Source organism: Clostridium sartagoforme (assembly GCF_039521405.1).
In the GTDB taxonomy this organism is placed as follows: Bacteria; Bacillota; Clostridia; order Clostridiales; family Clostridiaceae; genus Clostridium; species Clostridium sartagoforme.
In genome coordinates, this window is the sequence record NZ_BAAACH010000030.1 from 14375 (window position 1) to 31566 (window position 17192).

Consider the following 17192-nt stretch of genomic DNA (forward strand, 5'->3'; position numbering starts at 1 on the left):
GGAGGACATTCAAATGGCTTTAAAATTACTTATAATAAATCCAGGTTCAACATCAACTAAAATAGGTGTTTATGATGGAGAACAAGAAGTGTTAGTAGAAACTTTAAGACACTCATCAGAAGAAATATCACAATATGAAACAATATATGATCAATTTAAATTTAGAAAAGATATAATAATAAATGTATTAAAGGAAAAGAATTTTGATATAAATTCTTTAGATGCAGTAGTTGGCAGAGGTGGAATGCTAAAGCCAATGGAAAGTGGTACTTATAAGGTTAATGAAAAAATGCTTAAGGATTTAAAAGATGGTGTGCAAGGACAACATGCTTCAAATTTAGGAGGAATAATTGCAAACCAAATAGGTAATGAACTGAATATACCAGCTTTCATAGTAGATCCAGTTGTTGTAGATGAGCTTAATGATGTGGCAAGAGTTTCTGGTGTTCCTGAGTTACCAAGGGTTAGTAAATTCCATGCATTGAATCAAAAAGCAGTTGCAAAAAGATATGCAAAGGAATCAGGAATAAAATATACAGATTTAAACTTAATAATTGTTCATATGGGAGGCGGAGTTTCAGTAGGAGCTCATAAGAATGGAAAAGTAATAGATGTAAACAATGCCCTAGATGGAGAAGGTCCATTTTCACCAGAAAGAGCAGGATCAGTACCAGTAGGAGCCCTTATAAAAATGTGCTATAGTGGTAATTTTACAGAACAAGAAGTATATAATAAGGTAGTAGGAAAAGGCGGATACGTAGCATACTTAAATACAAATGATGCAAGAGACGTATTAAAGCTAGTTTCAGAAGGAGATAAAGAAGCACAACTATATTTTGATGCTTTTATATATCAAATTTCTAAATCAATAGGAGAAATGGCAACAGTTTTAGAAGGAAAAGTGGATAGAATAATATTTACAGGTGGAATAGCATATTCAGACAAAGTTATAGACGAATTAACAAAGAGAGCAGGATGGATAGCTCCTATTACAGTTTATCCAGGAGAAGACGAATTATTGGCCTTAGCACAAGGAGCAATAAGAGTTATGACAGGAGAAGAGGAAGCGAAGGAATACAAGTAACAATTGTAATAAAATGCGAAGCATTTTTCAGTTCACAGAACACAATTCACAGTTCACAGTTGTTTTTATTTTTTTTAGGGAAAAGGGAACAGGTTCAATTATAGTTTGCTCCATTTAACTAAGTTTTTAATTTCCCTCACCAATTATTTTTTACTAATAAATTAATTGATTATTAATTTAAATTCTTAATATAAGTTGGCGAAGGTAAATAGGATATGTGAAATAAGCATATAGCGAGAAACTAGAAGTACTTGGTGAAGGAAGAGCTACTAAGTCTTAGTGTTGTTGGTTTGTCTGAGCGCAGCGAGTTTAACCAAAACTCTTGGCATAGTAGTTATCCGAGCCTAGTACTTCTTTGCGTAGCTATTTAGCTTATGAAACATATCTATTTATCGTAGCCTTTATATTCGCAATTTATAACTATGGTTTTAGTATTACCTTTATGCAGTTGTCTTTTTTATTGCTAAATATATCGTAAGCATGAGTTCCTTCATCTAAGGAAAGCTTATGAGTAATTATATCTGTAGCATCAAATTTTCCTTCTTTTATAAGTTTTAATATTGGATCAACATAAGCTTGAGCAGGACATTGCCCCATTTTTAAAGTTATGTTTCTAGAAAAGAAGTCTCCAAGAGGAAATAAATTATACCTAGCGCCATAAACACCAACCATAGAAACAGTTCCATATTTTCTAATGGATCTACTAGCAATTTCTATTGCAGATTTAGAACCACCTTGGAGTTTTAACATAGATTCTATTTTTTCAAATGTTGACATTTTACCGTCCATACCAACACAATCAATTACTACATCTGCGCCTCCACCAGTTAATTCTTTTATGTACTCACCAGTATCATCATAATCTTCTAAATTAATAGTTTCTACGCCCTTATAGTTTTTAGCATGATTTAGTCTGTAATCTACGCAATCAACAGCAATAACTCTTTTAGCCCCCTTAAAAATAGCCCATTTTATAGTTAAAAGCCCAACAGGACCACATCCAAGAACCACAACTGTATCATCCTTCTTCATTCCGCTAATATCAACACCCCAATATGATGTTGGAAGTATATCAGTTAAGAATAATACTTGTTCGTCACTTAAATCATCAGGGATAATTGTAGGACCAACATTTGCATAAGGAACTCTTAAGTATTCTGCCTGACCTCCATCATATCCTCCGAAAGTATCGCTATATCCAAATAATCCGCCTACTTCTCCATATTCATTAGAATTATCACATTGTGAATATAAATCATGCTCACAGTACCAACAATGTCCGCAAGATATAGGAAAAGGTACAATAACCCTGTCACCCTTTTTGACTTTAGTAACATCATTGCCTATCTCTTCAACTATACCCATGGTTTCATGACCCAAAACTGACCCATGTCTAAGATTAGGAACTCTACCATTAATTAAATGTAAATCAGATCCACATATTGCTGTAGATGTAACTTTAATTATAATATCTTCACTATGCTGAATCTTAGGATCTTCAACTTTTTCAACTCTAACATCTTTAATACCTTCATAAACAATTGCTTTCATAATGTCCTCCTAAAAGTATGATAAACATAACATAGTTTTACATTTTTAATTCTTAATGTTTAATTGGAGCCATCTTGAGACAGCTCCAATTAAACATTAAGAATAAGATTGAAAATAGTCGTGTTAAGTTTAATATAAGAAAATAGTAAAGTAAGTTATTTTTATGTGCATTGTAAATTAATAAGTTTTATGGTTTTAAAATAATTTTTACGTAAGTATCCTTTCCATTGTTAATCATATTAGATGAATAATCTCTGTTGTCAAATGTATTAGATTGGTTATTTCCATTATTTAAAGAAATACCATGATTTATTATGTCCTTTGTATTGCTAGTATCTCTAATACCTTCATATACAATTGCTTTCATAAAACACCTCCAACAAAATAATGAGATTTAAAACTAATGGATATATTTTAATTCTACCTATTTTGAGCTTAGAATATACATTAAATTATATGGTAGTTTACAAATATAAAATTATGGTAAAATATAGATGGAGGGATAGAATTATGATAACTTCATTTAATGCAAATAATAAAATGACAATGATTTCGGAAATGAGAAATGATAGTATATTTCAAATATTAGAATATGATAATTTAGAAGGTTCGGATGATTTAAACTTATCAATACAATTGAATTTCATGAAAAAATCATCGGTCAAATTAAGACAAATAAGAGTGATATTAGAGGATAGTGCAGTAAAGATTGAAGCAGGCGCCTTAAGTTATATGAAAGGTGATATAGAAATAGAAAATAAAACAGGAGGAATTATAGGACTTGGAAAAAAATTTTTTTCAAGTAAAGTAACAGGAGAAAGTATGTTTAAGCCAGTTCTTAGAGGAAATGGAGAGGTGTTTTTAGAACCTAGATTTGGACATTTTACATTAATAGAACTAGAAGATGAAGAAATTATAGTTGATGATGGATTATTTTATGCTTGTGAAGAAAATATAGAAGTAGAGCCAGTAATGCAAAAAAATATATCTTCAATGATTTTTGGTAATGAAGGAATTTATCAGACTAGACTTAGAGGTAGTGGAATAGTAGTGTTAGAAGTACCAGTGCCTGAAAATGAAATATTAAGATGTAAAATGTTTAGAGATACCTTAAAAATTGATGGGAATTTTGCTATTTTACGAAGTAATAATATAGAATTTACAGTGGAAAAGTCAGGAACTACACTTGTTGGAACAGCTCTTAATGGAGAAGGATTATTAAATGTTTATAGAGGAACTGGAGAAGTATGGCTTATTCCAACTAGAGCTGTATATAATGAGCTTAAAGAAAGAGGCTTAAAAGAATTTATATCTGTAGACATAGAGGAAGATGTTTAAATTAGTAAGGCTTTACAATGTTACAGTTATAAACTAATATTAATATAAATTATACTTTAACTTATGAGAACTATTCTAAAGAAAAGGAGGATTGAAAAAGTTGGGTAGAAATGAAAGTAAACTTAATAATCCTGAATTAGATTTATTTTTTGAAGCTGTTTTAAAATTGGAAAATATAGATGAATGTTATAATTTTTTTGAAGATGTTGCAACTATAAATGAATTAAAGGCTTTAGCACAAAGAATACATGTAGCTAAGATGCTAAAGGAAAAAAAGATTTATACAGAAATAGCAGAAAATACAGGAGCTAGTACGGCCACAATAAGCAGAGTTAATAGGTGTTTAAACTATGGAACCGGAGGATATAACCTAATATTAGATAGGCTAGAAGGAAATAGAAAATAATAAAGTTGTAATATAATAAAGTTGTAATATGTAAATTAAAAATGTATACTATTAGTGTTATATTATGTACAACCAATAAACCAATAGAAAAAGTGAGGTAAAAAGTATGGGTAGAATGTTTGGGACAGATGGAGTTAGAGGAATTGCAAATACAGAATTAACATCTGAAATAGCGTATGGTTTAGGAAGAGCAGGAGCTTATGTATTAACGGAAGGAACTCATAAACCAAAGATATTAGTTGCAAAAGACACTAGAATTTCAGGAGATATGCTTGAAGCAGCTTTAGTATCAGGAATACTGTCAGTAGGAGCTGAGGCTGTTATATTAGGTGTTGTTCCAACTCCAGCAGTAGCACATTTAATAAGAGAATATAATGCTGATGCAGGTATAATGATTTCAGCATCACATAACCCTGTTGAATATAATGGAATAAAGTTTTTTGATAATAAAGGATATAAGTTGCAAGATGAATTAGAAGATGAAATCCAAAGAGTTATAGAAAGTGGATTTGAAGGAGTACCAAGTCCAACAGGACATGATTTAGGAAGATCATCTATGGAAGTTGGAGCTCTCGATGAATATACAGACTATGCATTATCTACAATCCCAGTAGATTTAAAAGGTTTAAGAGTAGCTTTAGATTGTGCAAATGGAGCATGTTATAAAGCTGCAGTAAAAGCATTTAGAGAGCTTGGAGCAGAGGTTTATGTTATAAATGATAATCCAGATGGAACAAATATAAATGAAAATTGTGGATCAACTCATCCAGAAGAATTACAAGATTATGTTGTAAGAAAAAAATGTGATTTAGGTTTTGCTTTTGATGGAGATGCAGATAGATGTTTAGCAGTAGATGAAAAAGGGAATCTTATAAATGGAGATTTCGTATTAATGCTATGTGCAAAATACCTTAAAGATTTAGGGAAGCTTAAAGATGATACTTTAGTAGTTACAGTAATGAGTAATTTAGGCTTAGACATTGCTTGTAAAAAAGAAAGTATCAATGTTATTAAAACAAAAGTTGGAGACAGATATGTTTTAGAAGAAATGGTTAAGGATGGATATATTCTTGGTGGAGAACAATCTGGGCACATAATATTCTTAGAATACAATACAACTGGTGATGGATTAGTTACAGCGCTTCAGGTTGCAGCGATAACAAAGAGAAGTGGTAAGACTTTAAGTGAATTAGCAGGAATAATGAAAGAGCTTCCTCAAGTATTAGTTAATGCTGAAGTTCCAAATGATAAGAAAAATATATATTTAGAAGATGAAGAAATAGTTAATGAAATAAAGAAAATAGAAGAAGCACTTCATGGTGCAGGTAGAGTTTTGATTAGACCTTCAGGTACAGAACCTCTAGTTAGAGTTATGCTAGAAGGAGAAAATCAAGAAGAAATAGATAAAATGGCGCATGGATTAGTAGATTTAATATTAAGTAAAATATAATATGTTAATAAAAATATTACTAGTAATAAAAATACTAGTAATATTTTTTTTTTGATTCCAAATAAAATATTGACATTTTATTTAGTTGTAACTATAATAGTTACAATGGGAGGGGTTATTATGAAAATAAGTAGCAGATTTTCTGTAGCTGTTCACATACTATCAGTAGTATCTATTGAGAAAGATAGACTATGTACATCAGAATGGATTTCTGAAAGCGTAAATACTAATCCAGTAATTATTAGAAGAGTTACAGGGATGTTAAAAAAAGCTGGTATAGTAGGTGTAAATCCAGGAAGCGGGGGCGCATATCTTTTAAAAGATATAGAAGAAATTTCTTTGCTAGATATATATAAGGCTGTTGATGTTGTTGAAGAAGGTCAGCTTTTTCAAATACATGAAAATCCTAATCCTAAGTGTCCAATAGGAGCTAACATTCATATTGTATTAGAGATTATACTTTTTAAAGCTCAAGATGCCATGGAAAATGTCCTAAAAGACGTTACTATGAAGGATATAGTTGAAGGACTAATTAAAAAGATGGAATAAATATATTCTATTTTTTTACAATTGATGTAACTTAATTGGTTACAACAAAATTATTTAAGTGATTATATGAATAATATTTAAAGTTTATATATTGACTATTTAAAAATTTATTTAAATTTAGGAGGAATAATTAAATATGAAGAAAAAAATATATTATATTATGGATACAATGTGTGGTTGGTGCTATGGTTTCAGCAACGTAATAACTAAAATACAAGAAAAATACAATGATAAATATGATTTTATAATTTTACCAGGTGGAATGTGGGTAGATGAAAATGTTAAAGAAATTAATGAGGATTTAGGAAATTATATAAAGAATCACAATACAAATATAGAGAGACTAACAGGAAGGAAGTTTGGAGAAGGATTTAATAAAAATATATTAGGTAATAAAAATATGGTTTTAGATAGTTTACCTGGAGCAAAAGCTGTAGTTTTAGCACAAAATCTAAAGAAGGATATTTCATTTGAATTTCTTAAAAGGATTCAAGAATCATTTTTTATTGAAGGAAAAGATCCTAATAACTTAGAAATCTATACTACAATAGCAGAAGAGTTTGGAATAGACAAAGATGAGTTTGAAAAGAAATTTTTATCAGAAGAATTAACAAATGAAACTTACTCAGTTTTTAATATGGTAGCTTCAATGGGGGCAATGAGTTTCCCAACTGTTATTATGGTAGAAGATAATAAAGGAAAAATAATAGCACAAGGTTATAGCAGTTTTGAAGAATTAGATAAAATACTATCTATATAGATAAAAAATAAAAGTAGAATTTATTGATAAATTTAAAAATAAGGAGGGAAATAATATGAATAAGAAAATGCCAGTACTATTTATTTCACATGGAAGTCCTATGAATGTAGTATTAGATAATGACTACACTAAAGCATTAAAAAATTTGGGAAAGAGTTTAAAAGAACCAAAAGCAGTAATGGTAATATCAGCACATTGGAAAACAAAAGGAACTTATGTAACATATAGTGATAAGCCAAAACAAATTTATGATTTTTATGGATTTCCAGATGAAATATATAATATAAAATATACTCCAGATGGTGGGAAGGAATTTGCGAAAATGGTAGTAGAGGAATTATCTGAAGAAGGTGCCAAGCTTACAGATGAATGGGGACTAGACCATGCTTCATGGGGAGTGTTAAAATATATATTTCCAAAAGCTAATATACCAGTGTTTGAATTAAGTTTAAATGCACTTTTAACAGAAGAGCAGCATTATAATATAGGTAAAAAACTATCTAAGTTTAGAGAAATGGGATTATTAATTATAGGTAGTGGGGATATAGTTCATAATTTAGGAACAGCAGATTATGATATATATGGAGAGGCATATGAATGGGCAGAAGCTTTTGATAATTATATAGTTAAAGCAGTGAAAGAGTATAGGCATAAAGATCTAATTAATTATAGAGAGCTAGGAGATATAGTAAAACTTGCGATTCCAACAGATGAACATTTTTTACCACTATTATATGTGATTGGATTACAGCAAGAAGGTGAGAATGTAGAAATTATTCATCAAAGTATTCAAAATGGGTCTATTTCAATGAGTTGTATAAAAATAGGATAACTATATATAAACTAATAAAAAATGAATTAAAGAGCTTAGTACAAATACTGAGCTCTTTAATTTAAGAAATAGGATCAAGCACTAAAGCTTTATAAACTTATAATATTAAAGAAATTTAAGGATTAAAAAGAAAGTATAAAATAGCTAATTTTAAAAACATATATGTATATAATTACTTAAATTAATGTAATGTAGACTTGACATGAAAGAAGTGAAATAGTACACTAAAAGTAAGGTAAACTTTACAGGAGTGGTAGTGTATGAGAAATAGATTAAAAAAATTGCGTGAAGATTTAGGTTTAACTCAAGAACAATTAGGAGAATTAGTTGGTGTATCAAGACAAGCAATCAATGCCATTGAAACAGAGAAATTTGAGCCATCTATTTGGTTAGCTTATGATATTGCAAAAGTATTTAATAGTAGGATAGAGGATATTTTTTTATTTGAAGAAAGTGAGAGAAAATCTAGGTCACAACAAAGAAGAGGTGTAGTGTAATGGCATTAAGGCAAATTAGATTAGTTGGTGATGAAATATTAAGAAAAAAGAGTAAAGAAGTTAAAGTTGTTGATGATAAAATAAGACAGCTACTAGATGATATGGCAGAAACTATGTATAATACCGAAAATGGTGGCGGACTTGCAGCTCCTCAAATAGGAGTGCTAAAAAGATTAGTTGTTATTGATATGGGAGAAGGCCTTATAAAGCTAGTTAATCCTAAAATCATTAAAGCTGAAGGAACTCAAAAGGTGGTTGAAGGTTGTCTAAGCATTCCTAATAAATATGGAAAATTAGAGAGACCAGCTAAAGTTACCATTGAAGCTTTAAATGAAAATGGTGAAAAAATTATATTGACAGGTACAGGAGATTTGGCAAAATGTTTTTGTCATGAAATAGACCATTTAGATGGAATTCTTTTTACTGATTTTGTTACAGAATATATTAATTAATTAAAAAAATACATTTCTGAGTGTTAGATAATATCTAGACAAGGAAATGTATTTTTTTTACTCTCTAGGAAATTATATTCTAAAAATCTGTGTATAAAATAAGTTGTTAAAGTTATTTCTACTTATTCTTCTATTGTTACAACTATTTATAATTCACCATTATCTTTTACATTTTTTATTCGTATATGAAGTACTCCAGAGTATTTGACGGCTTTACCTGGATTAATTATATCAGGTTTTAGTACATAAGAAAAAGTTTCTCCATTAACTTTGTTGTACATCATTATATCAGTATGATTTTTTTAATTAATAGTAGAGATTCCTATTTGTTTATTAGAATTTGCTTTTAAATCATACCTTTCAAAATATATATTGAATATATTCTATATCAATTTCAATATAATGTAAATAATTTAAAATATTTTAAAAAATGAAAATAAAATGTATAAATCAATTTGTTAATTTAAAGAAATAAATATATAAAACAAATATACATAAATAAAAATAATTACAATTTATTTAATAATATAGCTATTATATTATTAAAGTGATAAAAGTTTGCATTAAAAACAGTGTTGAAAAAAGTAATTTAGCAAAGTTTTCATAAATTGTTGACATCAGAGAGAATGGGGAGTAAAATTTTAGCAATACCAAAATTTAATAGGTCCTTATAAATTTTATAAAATGCAAAGAAGGAGACTTTTATTTAGAGAATAAAGTTACAGAGAGTCCATGGTAGGTGTGAATGGATACTTTACTAAATGATTATCACTCCAGAGCAGTGTCCTTGAAAGTACGAAGAGGTATAAGTAAAGGATAACCGGTAAGCACCGTTAAAGGCAAGGGTTTGTTGGAACCTAGTGATAGTATAATTAAGGCGGAATGTTTATTACCACCATATTGAGTCATATCATTAATGGTGGTTTTTTCACACAATTTTTTAATAAAAGGGGGCAAAAAATTGGAAAGGCATGTGTTATCAGTACTAGTGCGAAACTCATCAGGGGTATTAACTAGAGTTTCAGGGTTATTTGCAAGGCGTGGATTTAACATTGATAGTTTAACAGTTGGAAGAACGGAAAATACTGAAATATCAAGAATGACAATAGCATTAATGGGAAATGAGGATGCTTTAGAACAATTTAAAAAGCAGCTGAACAAGCTAGAGGATGTACTAAGAGTGCATGAATTAAAGTCTGAATATTCAGTATATAGAGAGCTGGTTTTAATTAAAGTCCAAGCTTCAGCAGAAAAAAGAGGGGCAATAAACGAAGTAGTAAAAATATTTAGAAGCAAAATAATAGATGTAGCCCACAATACAGTAACCATTGAACTCACAGGAGACGATAGTAAGATAAATGCATTAATAGAACTTATGGAAGACTACGGAATAGTGGAAATAGTAAGAACAGGAATAACAGCATTAGAAAGAGGAGACAAAAATATAACAGACTATGGGGAATATTTTAATTAGAATGAAAAAATGAAGGAATGAAAAAATGAAAAAATTTATATTGAAATTCCTAAGGGATTTCTTAAATTAAATTTGATAATTCAGCTTTGCTGAATTATTATAGTAATTTTTTCATTATTAATTCTTTCATTCTTCACATTACTATTGGGGGTGTTTTAGCAATGAGCAATAGTCGTATAGAGATTTTTGATTCGACTTTAAGGGATGGGGCACAGGGTGAAGATATTTCATTTTCTCTTGAGGATAAAATCAAAGTTGCTATAGCGTTAGATGAAATAGGGGTATCTTATATAGAGGCTGGTAATCCTGGATCTAATCCTAAAGATATGGAATTTTTTAAGAGAATGAAAAATGTTAATTTAAAGAATTCTAAGTTAGCAGCATTTGGGGCAACAAGAAAAGCTAACATAAGGGTCGAAGATGACAATAATATTAGAAGCTTATTAGAGGCTGAAACTGATGTTGTTGTTATCTTTGGGAAGACATGGGACTTTCAAGTTAAAGATATATTAAAAACTTCTTTAGAAGAAAACATAAGGATGATAGTTGATTCAATAAAGTATTTAAAAAGCAAAAACAAAGAAGTAATATTTGATGCAGAGCATTTTTTTGATGGATACAAAGAGAATAAAAAGTATTCTCTTGAAACTATAACCTCAGCAAAAGAAGCAGGAGCTGATGTAATAGTATTATGTGATACAAACGGAGGAACACTTTCTAGTGAAATTAAAAATATATCAAAAAGTGTAGTTGATTCACTAGGTGGAAGAATTGGTATTCATTGTCATAATGATATTGGTATGGCAGTATCAAATTCAATAATAGCAGTAGAAGAGGGGATATGTCATATTCAAGGTACCTTTATAGGTATAGGAGAAAGATGTGGAAATGCTAATTTATCAGTTATTATACCGACATTGCAATTGAAAATGGGATATGAAGCTATACCAAAGGAAAAATTAGCAGATTTAACAAAGACAGCAAGGTTTGTTTCGGAAATATCCAATATAAACTTGTTAGATAATATGCCTTATATAGGAGCATCAGCTTTTGCGCATAAAGGTGGTATGCACATAGATGCAGTAGGAAAAGCATCAAAATCATATGAGCATATAAAGCCAGAGCTGATAGGAAATAATAGAAGATTCTTAGTATCAGAAGTAAGTGGTAAAAGTACCATTCTAAAAGAAATACAAAAAATTTTCCCAGGTATAACAAGAGATAGTAAAGAAGTGGAAAAGATAACAAATAGGCTAAAGGACTTAGAATATGAAGGCTACAAGTTTGAAGGAGCAGAAGGGACAGTTGAACTTTTAATAAGAAAGACAATAGGGAAATACAAACCTTTCTTTAAATTGAATCACTTTAAAACTATAGGTGAGCAGCCTTGGAATAATAAGAATTTTACGTCAACAGCATTAATTAATATAACAGTTGATGGAAAAAATAAAATGACCGCATCCGAAGGAGATGGACCTGTAAATGCATTAGATAAAGCATTGAGAGAAGCTCTTGAAAGTTTTTATCCACAGTTAAAAGAAGTTAGATTAGTGGATTATAAGGTTAGAGTTTTGGATTCGGAAAGTGCTACAGGAGCAAAGGTAAGAGTTCTTATAGAATCAACAGATGGAGTAGAAAATTGGAGTACAGTTGGGGTATCAAGAGATGTTGTAGAAGCCAGTTGGATAGCATTAGTAGATTCATTAGAATATAAATTAATAAAAGATATAGAAAAAACAGTAAGAATGTATTTTTAAAAAGGGGGACAAAAAAACATGGGAATGACTATGACTCAAAAGATTTTGGCAGCTCATGCAGGCTTAGAAAGTGTAAAGGCAGGACAATTAATTGAAGCAAACTTAGATTTAGTATTAGGTAATGATATTACATCTCCAGTTGCAGTAAATGAATTCAAAAAATTAAATTTAGATAAGGTATTTAACAAAGATAAAATAGCAATAGTTCCAGATCACTTTACACCTAATAAGGATATAAAGGCAGCAGAGCAATGTAAATTTATTAGAGAATTTGCTAGAGAAAAAGAAATCACTAATTTTTTTGAAGTTGGAGAAATGGGAATAGAGCATTGCTTAATACCAGAAAAAGGTTTAGTAGTTGCAGGAGATGTTGTAATTGGGGCAGATTCACATACTTGCACATATGGAGCATTAGGAGCATTTTCAACAGGAATAGGATCAACAGATATGGCAGCTGGAATGGCTACAGGTAAGTGTTGGTTTAAGGTTCCTTCAGCAATAAAGTTTGTATTAAAAAACAAGCCATCAAAATGGGTAAGTGGAAAAGATGTAATACTTCACATAATTGGAATGATAGATGTTGATGGAGCTTTATACAAATCAATGGAGTTTGTAGGTGATGGATTAAAATACTTATCAATAGATGATAGATTTACAATGGCTAATATGGCTATTGAGGCAGGAGGAAAAAACGGAATCTTTCCAGTAGATGATGTAGCAATAAAATATTTAATGGAGCATGCGCAAAGAGAATGGACAATTTATGAAGCAGATGAAGATGCAGAATATGATGAAGTTTATGAAGTAGACTTAAGTAAGTTAAGACCAACAGTGGCATTCCCACATTTACCAGATAACACAAGAACTATAGATGAAGTTGGAGAAGTGGTTGTAGATCAAGTAGTTATAGGCTCTTGCACAAATGGAAGAATATCAGATCTAAGAATTGCAAGAGATATTCTAAAGGGTAAGAAAGTTAAAAAAGGAATTAGATGCATTGTTTTCCCGGGAACTCAAAAAATTTATCTTCAAGCTTTAGAAGAAGGTATAATAAAGGATTTAGTTGAAGCTGGAGCAGTAGTTTCAACACCAACTTGTGGTCCATGTTTAGGAGGACATATGGGAATTCTTGCTAAGGGGGAAAGAGCAATATCAACAACAAATAGAAACTTCGTAGGAAGAATGGGGCATGTTGAATCAGAAGTTTACTTAGCAAGTCCAGCTGTAGCAGCAGCATCAGCACTAACAGGGAAAATAACAAACCCAGAAGGAATTGGAAAAGTGAAGGAATGAAAAAGTGAAAGAGTTATGGATGAAATCCATTGGGAATTTCTGAAATAATTAGTAATAGTTAAAAGTGAAAGAATGAAAGAGGAAAGTTGATGAGAAAATTCTATTGGAATTTCTGGAATAAGTAATAAGCAATAATAGGGAAGAGTAAAAAGTGAAGAGTGAAAGAGTTTAGGAATAAATTCTTTCAGAATTTTATTAAAGTGTTTAAATAATTCAACTTTATTGAATTATTACCTAAAATTTTTCATTTTTTAATTATTCATTTTTCCCATTAAAAAAAGGGGGATTTTATATGAAAGCAAACGGAAGAGTTTTTAAATATGGAGATAATGTAGATACAGATGTAATAATTCCAGCAAGGTATCTAAATACATCAGATCCTAAAGAGTTAGCAATGCATTGTATGGAGGATATAGATGCAGATTTTATTAAGAAAGTTGAAAATGGAGATATAATAGTTGCAAATAAGAACTTTGGATGTGGATCATCAAGGGAACATGCTCCAATAGCAATAAAAGAAAGTGGAGTAAGCTGTGTAATTGCATCAACTTTTGCAAGGATATTTTATAGAAATGCAATAAATATAGGACTACCAATAATAGAATGTGAAGAAGCAGTTAAGTCAATAGATGCAGGAGATGAGCTTGAAATAGATTTTACTACAGGAGTAATAAAGAATAAATCAAAAAATCAAGAATACCAAGGAGAGCCATTCCCAGAGTTTATGCAGAAAATAATAAATTCAAATGGACTAGTTAATTACATTAAGAATAAGTAATAGTAGTCTGTAAGGACTAAGCGTTAATAAGAAAATAAATAAAATAGTGCACAGTGGACAGTCCACAATTCACAGTTAAAGAGTAAACTGCTGCGCAGTTTATAAAAATTTTATAATTCAGCTTAACTGAATTATTTCATCAACTGTGAACTGTAAACTGTGAATTGACAACTGTGAACTGAAGAACGGGGGTTAATTATGAATTATAAAATAGCGGTTATACCTGGAGATGGAATTGGTCCAGAGGTTGTGGAACAAACTGTGAATGTTTTAAATTGTGTTGGGGATAAGTTTAATCATGTATTTGAATATGAGTATTTATTAGCTGGAGGTTGTGCAATTGATGAAAAGGGAACAGCTCTTCCAGAGGAAACTTTAGAATTATGTAAGAAGGCAGATGCTGTACTACTTGGTGCAGTTGGAGGCCCTAAGTGGGATGATCCAAATTCAAAAACTAGACCAGAGCAAGCATTACTTGGTCTTAGGGGTGGAATGAATTTATATTGTAATTTAAGACCAGCATTATTATATGCACCTCTTAAAGATGCATCACCACTTAAGGATAGCATAATAGGTGATGGAATTGATATATGTGTAGTTAGGGAATTAACAGGGGGCATATATTTTGGAGAAAGAGGAAGAGAAGAGATAAATGGTATTAAAGGGGCATATGACACAGAAAGATATAATGTTGAAGAGGTAAGGAGAATAGCTAAAATAGGTTTTGAAACAGCTATGAAGAGAAATAAAAAGCTTACTAGTGTTGATAAAGCAAATATTTTAGAAAGCTCAAGATTATGGAGAAGTGTTATAGAAGAAGTTGCTAGGGAATATCCAGAAGTAGAAGTAAATCATATGTATGTTGATAATGCAGCAATGCAATTAGTTAGAGATCCAAGACAATTTGATGTAATAGTTACATCAAATATGTTTGGAGATATATTATCAGATGAAGCAAGTATGATAACAGGATCAATAGGAATGTTACCTTCAGCATCACTAGGTGAAGGAACTTTTGGAATGTATGAGCCAATACATGGAAGTGCACCAGATATTGCAGGAAAGGGAATAGCAAATCCACTAGCCACAATACTTTCAGCTTCAATGATGCTAAAATTTAGTTTTAATTTAGAAGAAGAAGCCAAGCTTATAGAAACATCTGTATTAAAAGTTCTTGAAAATGGATATAGAACAGGTGACATAATGAGTGATGGAATGAAGTTAGTTGGAACTAAAGAAATTGGAGAGTTAGTTTTACAAGAAATATTAAGATAAAAGAGGTGAGTTATTTGAGAAGTGACGTAGTTAAAAAAGGACCATCAAGGGCTCCTCATAGATCATTACTAAAGGCTACAGGTCTTACAGATGAAGAAATAGATAGACCATTAATTGGAGTTGTAACATCACAAAATGATATAATTCCAGGTCATATAAATTTAGATAAAATAGTTGAAGCAGTTAAAAAAGGGGTATTACTATCAGGTGGAACACCTTTGGTATTCCCAACTATAGGAGTATGTGATGGTATTGCAATGGGACATGAAGGAATGAAGTATTCCTTAGTTACAAGAGAGCTTATAGCAGATACCATAGAGTGTATGGTCAAGGCTCATGGATTTGATGCATTAGTTTTAATACCAAATTGTGATAAAATTGTTCCAGGTATGATAATGGCAGCATTAAGACTAAACATTCCAGCGATTGTTGTGAGTGGAGGGCCAATGCTTGCAGGGAAATTTAAGGGCAAAGAAGTATCACTTTCAACTATGTTTGAAGCAGTTGGGGCTTATGAGAATGGGGCTATGTTAGAGGGAGATTTATGTGAACTTGAAAACAAGGCATGTCCAACATGCGGATCATGTTCAGGAATGTTTACAGCAAATTCAATGAATTGCTTAGCAGAAGTACTAGGGTTGGCGTTACCTGGCAATGGAACTATACCAGCAGTTTATTCAGAAAGAATGAGACTTGCTAAATATGCAGGTATGAAAATAATGAATTTACTAGAAAAAGATATAAAACCACGAGATATAGTTAATGAAAAATCTATAAAGAATGCTTTAACAGTTGATATGGCTTTAGGATGTTCAACAAATAGCGTACTTCATCTAACTGCAATTGCAAATGAAGCAAAAGTTGAATTGAATTTAGATATTATTAATGAGGTATCTTCAAAAACTCCAAACCTTTGTAAATTAGCACCAGCATCAGACACGCATATAGAAGATTTATACTGGGCAGGTGGAGTTCAAGCTGTTATGAAGGAGCTTTCAAAGAAGGATTTACTTAATTTAGATTGTATAACAGCAACTTCAAATACACATAAAGAAAACTTAAAAGGTGTAGTAGTAAATGATAATAATGTAATAAGAAGTATAGATAAACCTTATAGCAATACAGGTGGTATTCAAGTATTAAAAGGAAATCTAGCAGAAGCTGGAGCTGTAGTTAAAAAGTCAGCAGTACTAGAAGAAATGCTAACACATAAAGGTCCGGCAAGAGTATTTGATTCTGAAGAAGAGGCAATCGAAGCAATTCTATCTAAAAAAGTAATAAAAGGTGATGTAGTAGTAATAAGATATGAAGGTCCAAAAGGTGGACCAGGAATGAGAGAAATGTTATCCCCAACATCAGCAATAGCAGGTATGGGATTAGATAAATATGTGGCATTAATAACAGATGGAAGATTCAGTGGGGCAACAAAAGGAGCTGCAATAGGCCACGTTTCCCCAGAAGCAGCAGAGGGTGGAACTATAGCCTTAGTAGAAGAAGGAGACACTATTTCAATAGATATACCAAATGGAAAACTAGAACTTTTAGTACCTAATGAAGTTTTAGAAGAAAGAAAAAGAAATCTAAAAATACTTGAGCCAAAGGTAAAAGAAGGATACTTAGCAAGATACGCTAAGTTAGTAAGCTCAGCAAGCAAAGGAGCAATATTAAAATAGTTAACAGTTCACAATTCACAGTT

Annotated in this window: 17 protein-coding genes; 15 read left to right on the top strand and 2 right to left on the bottom strand. The window is 30.9% G+C overall.

Annotation, left to right across the window (positions count from 1 at the left end; genetic code table 11):
- Window positions 1-13 precede the first annotated feature (13 nt).
- On the top strand, window positions 14-1084 hold the full coding sequence (buk, locus tag ABDZ60_RS11955) for a butyrate kinase (protein ID WP_343778340.1): 1071 nt from the start codon (window positions 14-16) through the stop codon (window positions 1082-1084).
- Window positions 1085-1504: 420 nt separating this feature from the next.
- On the opposite strand, the gene ABDZ60_RS11960 is transcribed toward buk, so the two are convergent.
- Together ABDZ60_RS11960 and ABDZ60_RS11965 are read right to left on the bottom strand one after the other, a co-directional pair.
- Window positions 1505-2635: a zinc-dependent alcohol dehydrogenase gene (locus ABDZ60_RS11960; RefSeq protein ID WP_047000003.1), complete on the bottom strand. Its 1131-nt coding sequence runs from the start codon at window positions 2633-2635 to the stop codon at window positions 1505-1507.
- 187 nt (window positions 2636-2822) lie between these two features.
- Window positions 2823-3002: a hypothetical protein gene (locus ABDZ60_RS11965; protein WP_040436407.1), complete on the bottom strand. Its 180-nt coding sequence runs from the start codon at window positions 3000-3002 to the stop codon at window positions 2823-2825.
- Between the two features lie 143 nt (window positions 3003-3145).
- Here ABDZ60_RS11965 and ABDZ60_RS11970 point away from each other — a divergent pair, with 143 nt between their 5' ends.
- The 14 genes from ABDZ60_RS11970 (at window position 3146) to ilvD (ending at window position 17169) form a co-directional block, all read left to right on the top strand.
- The gene (locus ABDZ60_RS11970; RefSeq protein ID WP_343778344.1) at window positions 3146-3973 is read left to right on the top strand and encodes an AIM24 family protein; all 828 of its coding nucleotides are present in this window, start codon (window positions 3146-3148) and stop codon (window positions 3971-3973) included.
- A gap of 100 nt (window positions 3974-4073) precedes the next feature.
- Window positions 4074-4379: a YerC/YecD family TrpR-related protein gene (locus ABDZ60_RS11975; protein ID WP_016205844.1), complete on the top strand. Its 306-nt coding sequence runs from the start codon at window positions 4074-4076 to the stop codon at window positions 4377-4379.
- Between the two features lie 106 nt (window positions 4380-4485).
- Window positions 4486-5829 (top strand): phosphoglucosamine mutase, encoded by a 1344-nt coding sequence (gene glmM, locus ABDZ60_RS11980; RefSeq protein WP_016205843.1) that lies wholly within the window; start codon window positions 4486-4488, stop codon window positions 5827-5829.
- A gap of 120 nt (window positions 5830-5949) precedes the next feature.
- Entirely contained in the window at window positions 5950-6378 is a 429-nt protein-coding gene (locus tag ABDZ60_RS11985; RefSeq protein ID WP_343778347.1) for an Rrf2 family transcriptional regulator, read from the top strand.
- A 136-nt stretch (window positions 6379-6514) separates the two neighbouring features.
- Window positions 6515-7138, top strand: coding sequence for a DsbA family protein (locus tag ABDZ60_RS11990; protein WP_343778349.1), 624 nt, complete (start codon window positions 6515-6517; stop codon window positions 7136-7138).
- Window positions 7139-7193: 55 nt separating this feature from the next.
- A complete protein-coding gene (gene ygiD / locus ABDZ60_RS11995; protein WP_343778351.1) occupies window positions 7194-7970 on the top strand; it encodes a 4,5-DOPA-extradiol-dioxygenase in 777 nt (258 codons plus the stop codon).
- A gap of 260 nt (window positions 7971-8230) precedes the next feature.
- Complete coding sequence (locus ABDZ60_RS12000; RefSeq protein WP_016205839.1) at window positions 8231-8467, top strand: helix-turn-helix transcriptional regulator; 237 nt, start codon at window positions 8231-8233, stop codon at window positions 8465-8467.
- Window positions 8467-8919, top strand: coding sequence for a peptide deformylase (def, locus tag ABDZ60_RS12005; RefSeq protein WP_016205838.1), 453 nt, complete (start codon window positions 8467-8469; stop codon window positions 8917-8919). Before ABDZ60_RS12000 ends, def begins: the two co-directional genes overlap by 1 nt.
- Before the next feature lie 961 nt (window positions 8920-9880).
- A complete protein-coding gene (gene ilvN / locus ABDZ60_RS12010) occupies window positions 9881-10393 on the top strand; it encodes an acetolactate synthase small subunit (RefSeq protein ID WP_016205837.1) in 513 nt (170 codons plus the stop codon).
- Window positions 10394-10554: 161 nt separating this feature from the next.
- A complete protein-coding gene (gene cimA, locus ABDZ60_RS12015) occupies window positions 10555-12150 on the top strand; it encodes a citramalate synthase (protein WP_016205836.1) in 1596 nt (531 codons plus the stop codon).
- 18 nt (window positions 12151-12168) lie between these two features.
- Window positions 12169-13443, top strand: coding sequence for a 3-isopropylmalate dehydratase large subunit (gene leuC, locus ABDZ60_RS12020; protein ID WP_343778354.1), 1275 nt, complete (start codon window positions 12169-12171; stop codon window positions 13441-13443).
- Between the two features lie 292 nt (window positions 13444-13735).
- Window positions 13736-14221, top strand: a complete 486-nt coding sequence (leuD, locus tag ABDZ60_RS12025; protein WP_016205834.1) for a 3-isopropylmalate dehydratase small subunit — start codon at window positions 13736-13738, stop codon at window positions 14219-14221.
- Window positions 14222-14419: 198 nt separating this feature from the next.
- Window positions 14420-15496 (top strand): 3-isopropylmalate dehydrogenase, encoded by a 1077-nt coding sequence (leuB, locus tag ABDZ60_RS12030; RefSeq protein ID WP_343778357.1) that lies wholly within the window; start codon window positions 14420-14422, stop codon window positions 15494-15496.
- A gap of 14 nt (window positions 15497-15510) precedes the next feature.
- The gene (ilvD, locus tag ABDZ60_RS12035) at window positions 15511-17169 is read left to right on the top strand and encodes a dihydroxy-acid dehydratase (RefSeq protein WP_343778359.1); all 1659 of its coding nucleotides are present in this window, start codon (window positions 15511-15513) and stop codon (window positions 17167-17169) included.
- The last annotated feature ends 23 nt before the right edge of the window (window positions 17170-17192 follow it).

Bases quoted from the DNA above. Each gene is read 5' to 3' on its own strand.
- buk (WP_343778340.1), top strand. From the start codon at position 14: ATGGCTTTAAAATTACTTATAATAAATCCAGGTTCAACATCAACTAAA.
- ABDZ60_RS11960 (WP_047000003.1), bottom strand. From the start codon at position 2,635: ATGAAAGCAATTGTTTATGAAGGTATTAAAGATGTTAGAGTTGAAAAA.
- ABDZ60_RS11965 (WP_040436407.1), bottom strand. From the start codon at position 3,002: ATGAAAGCAATTGTATATGAAGGTATTAGAGATACTAGCAATACAAAG.
- ABDZ60_RS11970 (WP_343778344.1), top strand. From the start codon at position 3,146: ATGATAACTTCATTTAATGCAAATAATAAAATGACAATGATTTCGGAA.
- glmM (WP_016205843.1), top strand. From the start codon at position 4,486: ATGGGTAGAATGTTTGGGACAGATGGAGTTAGAGGAATTGCAAATACA.
- ABDZ60_RS11985 (WP_343778347.1), top strand. From the start codon at position 5,950: ATGAAAATAAGTAGCAGATTTTCTGTAGCTGTTCACATACTATCAGTA.
- ABDZ60_RS11990 (WP_343778349.1), top strand. From the start codon at position 6,515: ATGAAGAAAAAAATATATTATATTATGGATACAATGTGTGGTTGGTGC.
- ygiD (WP_343778351.1), top strand. From the start codon at position 7,194: ATGAATAAGAAAATGCCAGTACTATTTATTTCACATGGAAGTCCTATG.
- ABDZ60_RS12000 (WP_016205839.1), top strand. From the start codon at position 8,231: ATGAGAAATAGATTAAAAAAATTGCGTGAAGATTTAGGTTTAACTCAA.
- def (WP_016205838.1), top strand. From the start codon at position 8,467: ATGGCATTAAGGCAAATTAGATTAGTTGGTGATGAAATATTAAGAAAA.
- cimA (WP_016205836.1), top strand. From the start codon at position 10,555: ATGAGCAATAGTCGTATAGAGATTTTTGATTCGACTTTAAGGGATGGG.
- leuC (WP_343778354.1), top strand. From the start codon at position 12,169: ATGGGAATGACTATGACTCAAAAGATTTTGGCAGCTCATGCAGGCTTA.
- leuD (WP_016205834.1), top strand. From the start codon at position 13,736: ATGAAAGCAAACGGAAGAGTTTTTAAATATGGAGATAATGTAGATACA.
- leuB (WP_343778357.1), top strand. From the start codon at position 14,420: ATGAATTATAAAATAGCGGTTATACCTGGAGATGGAATTGGTCCAGAG.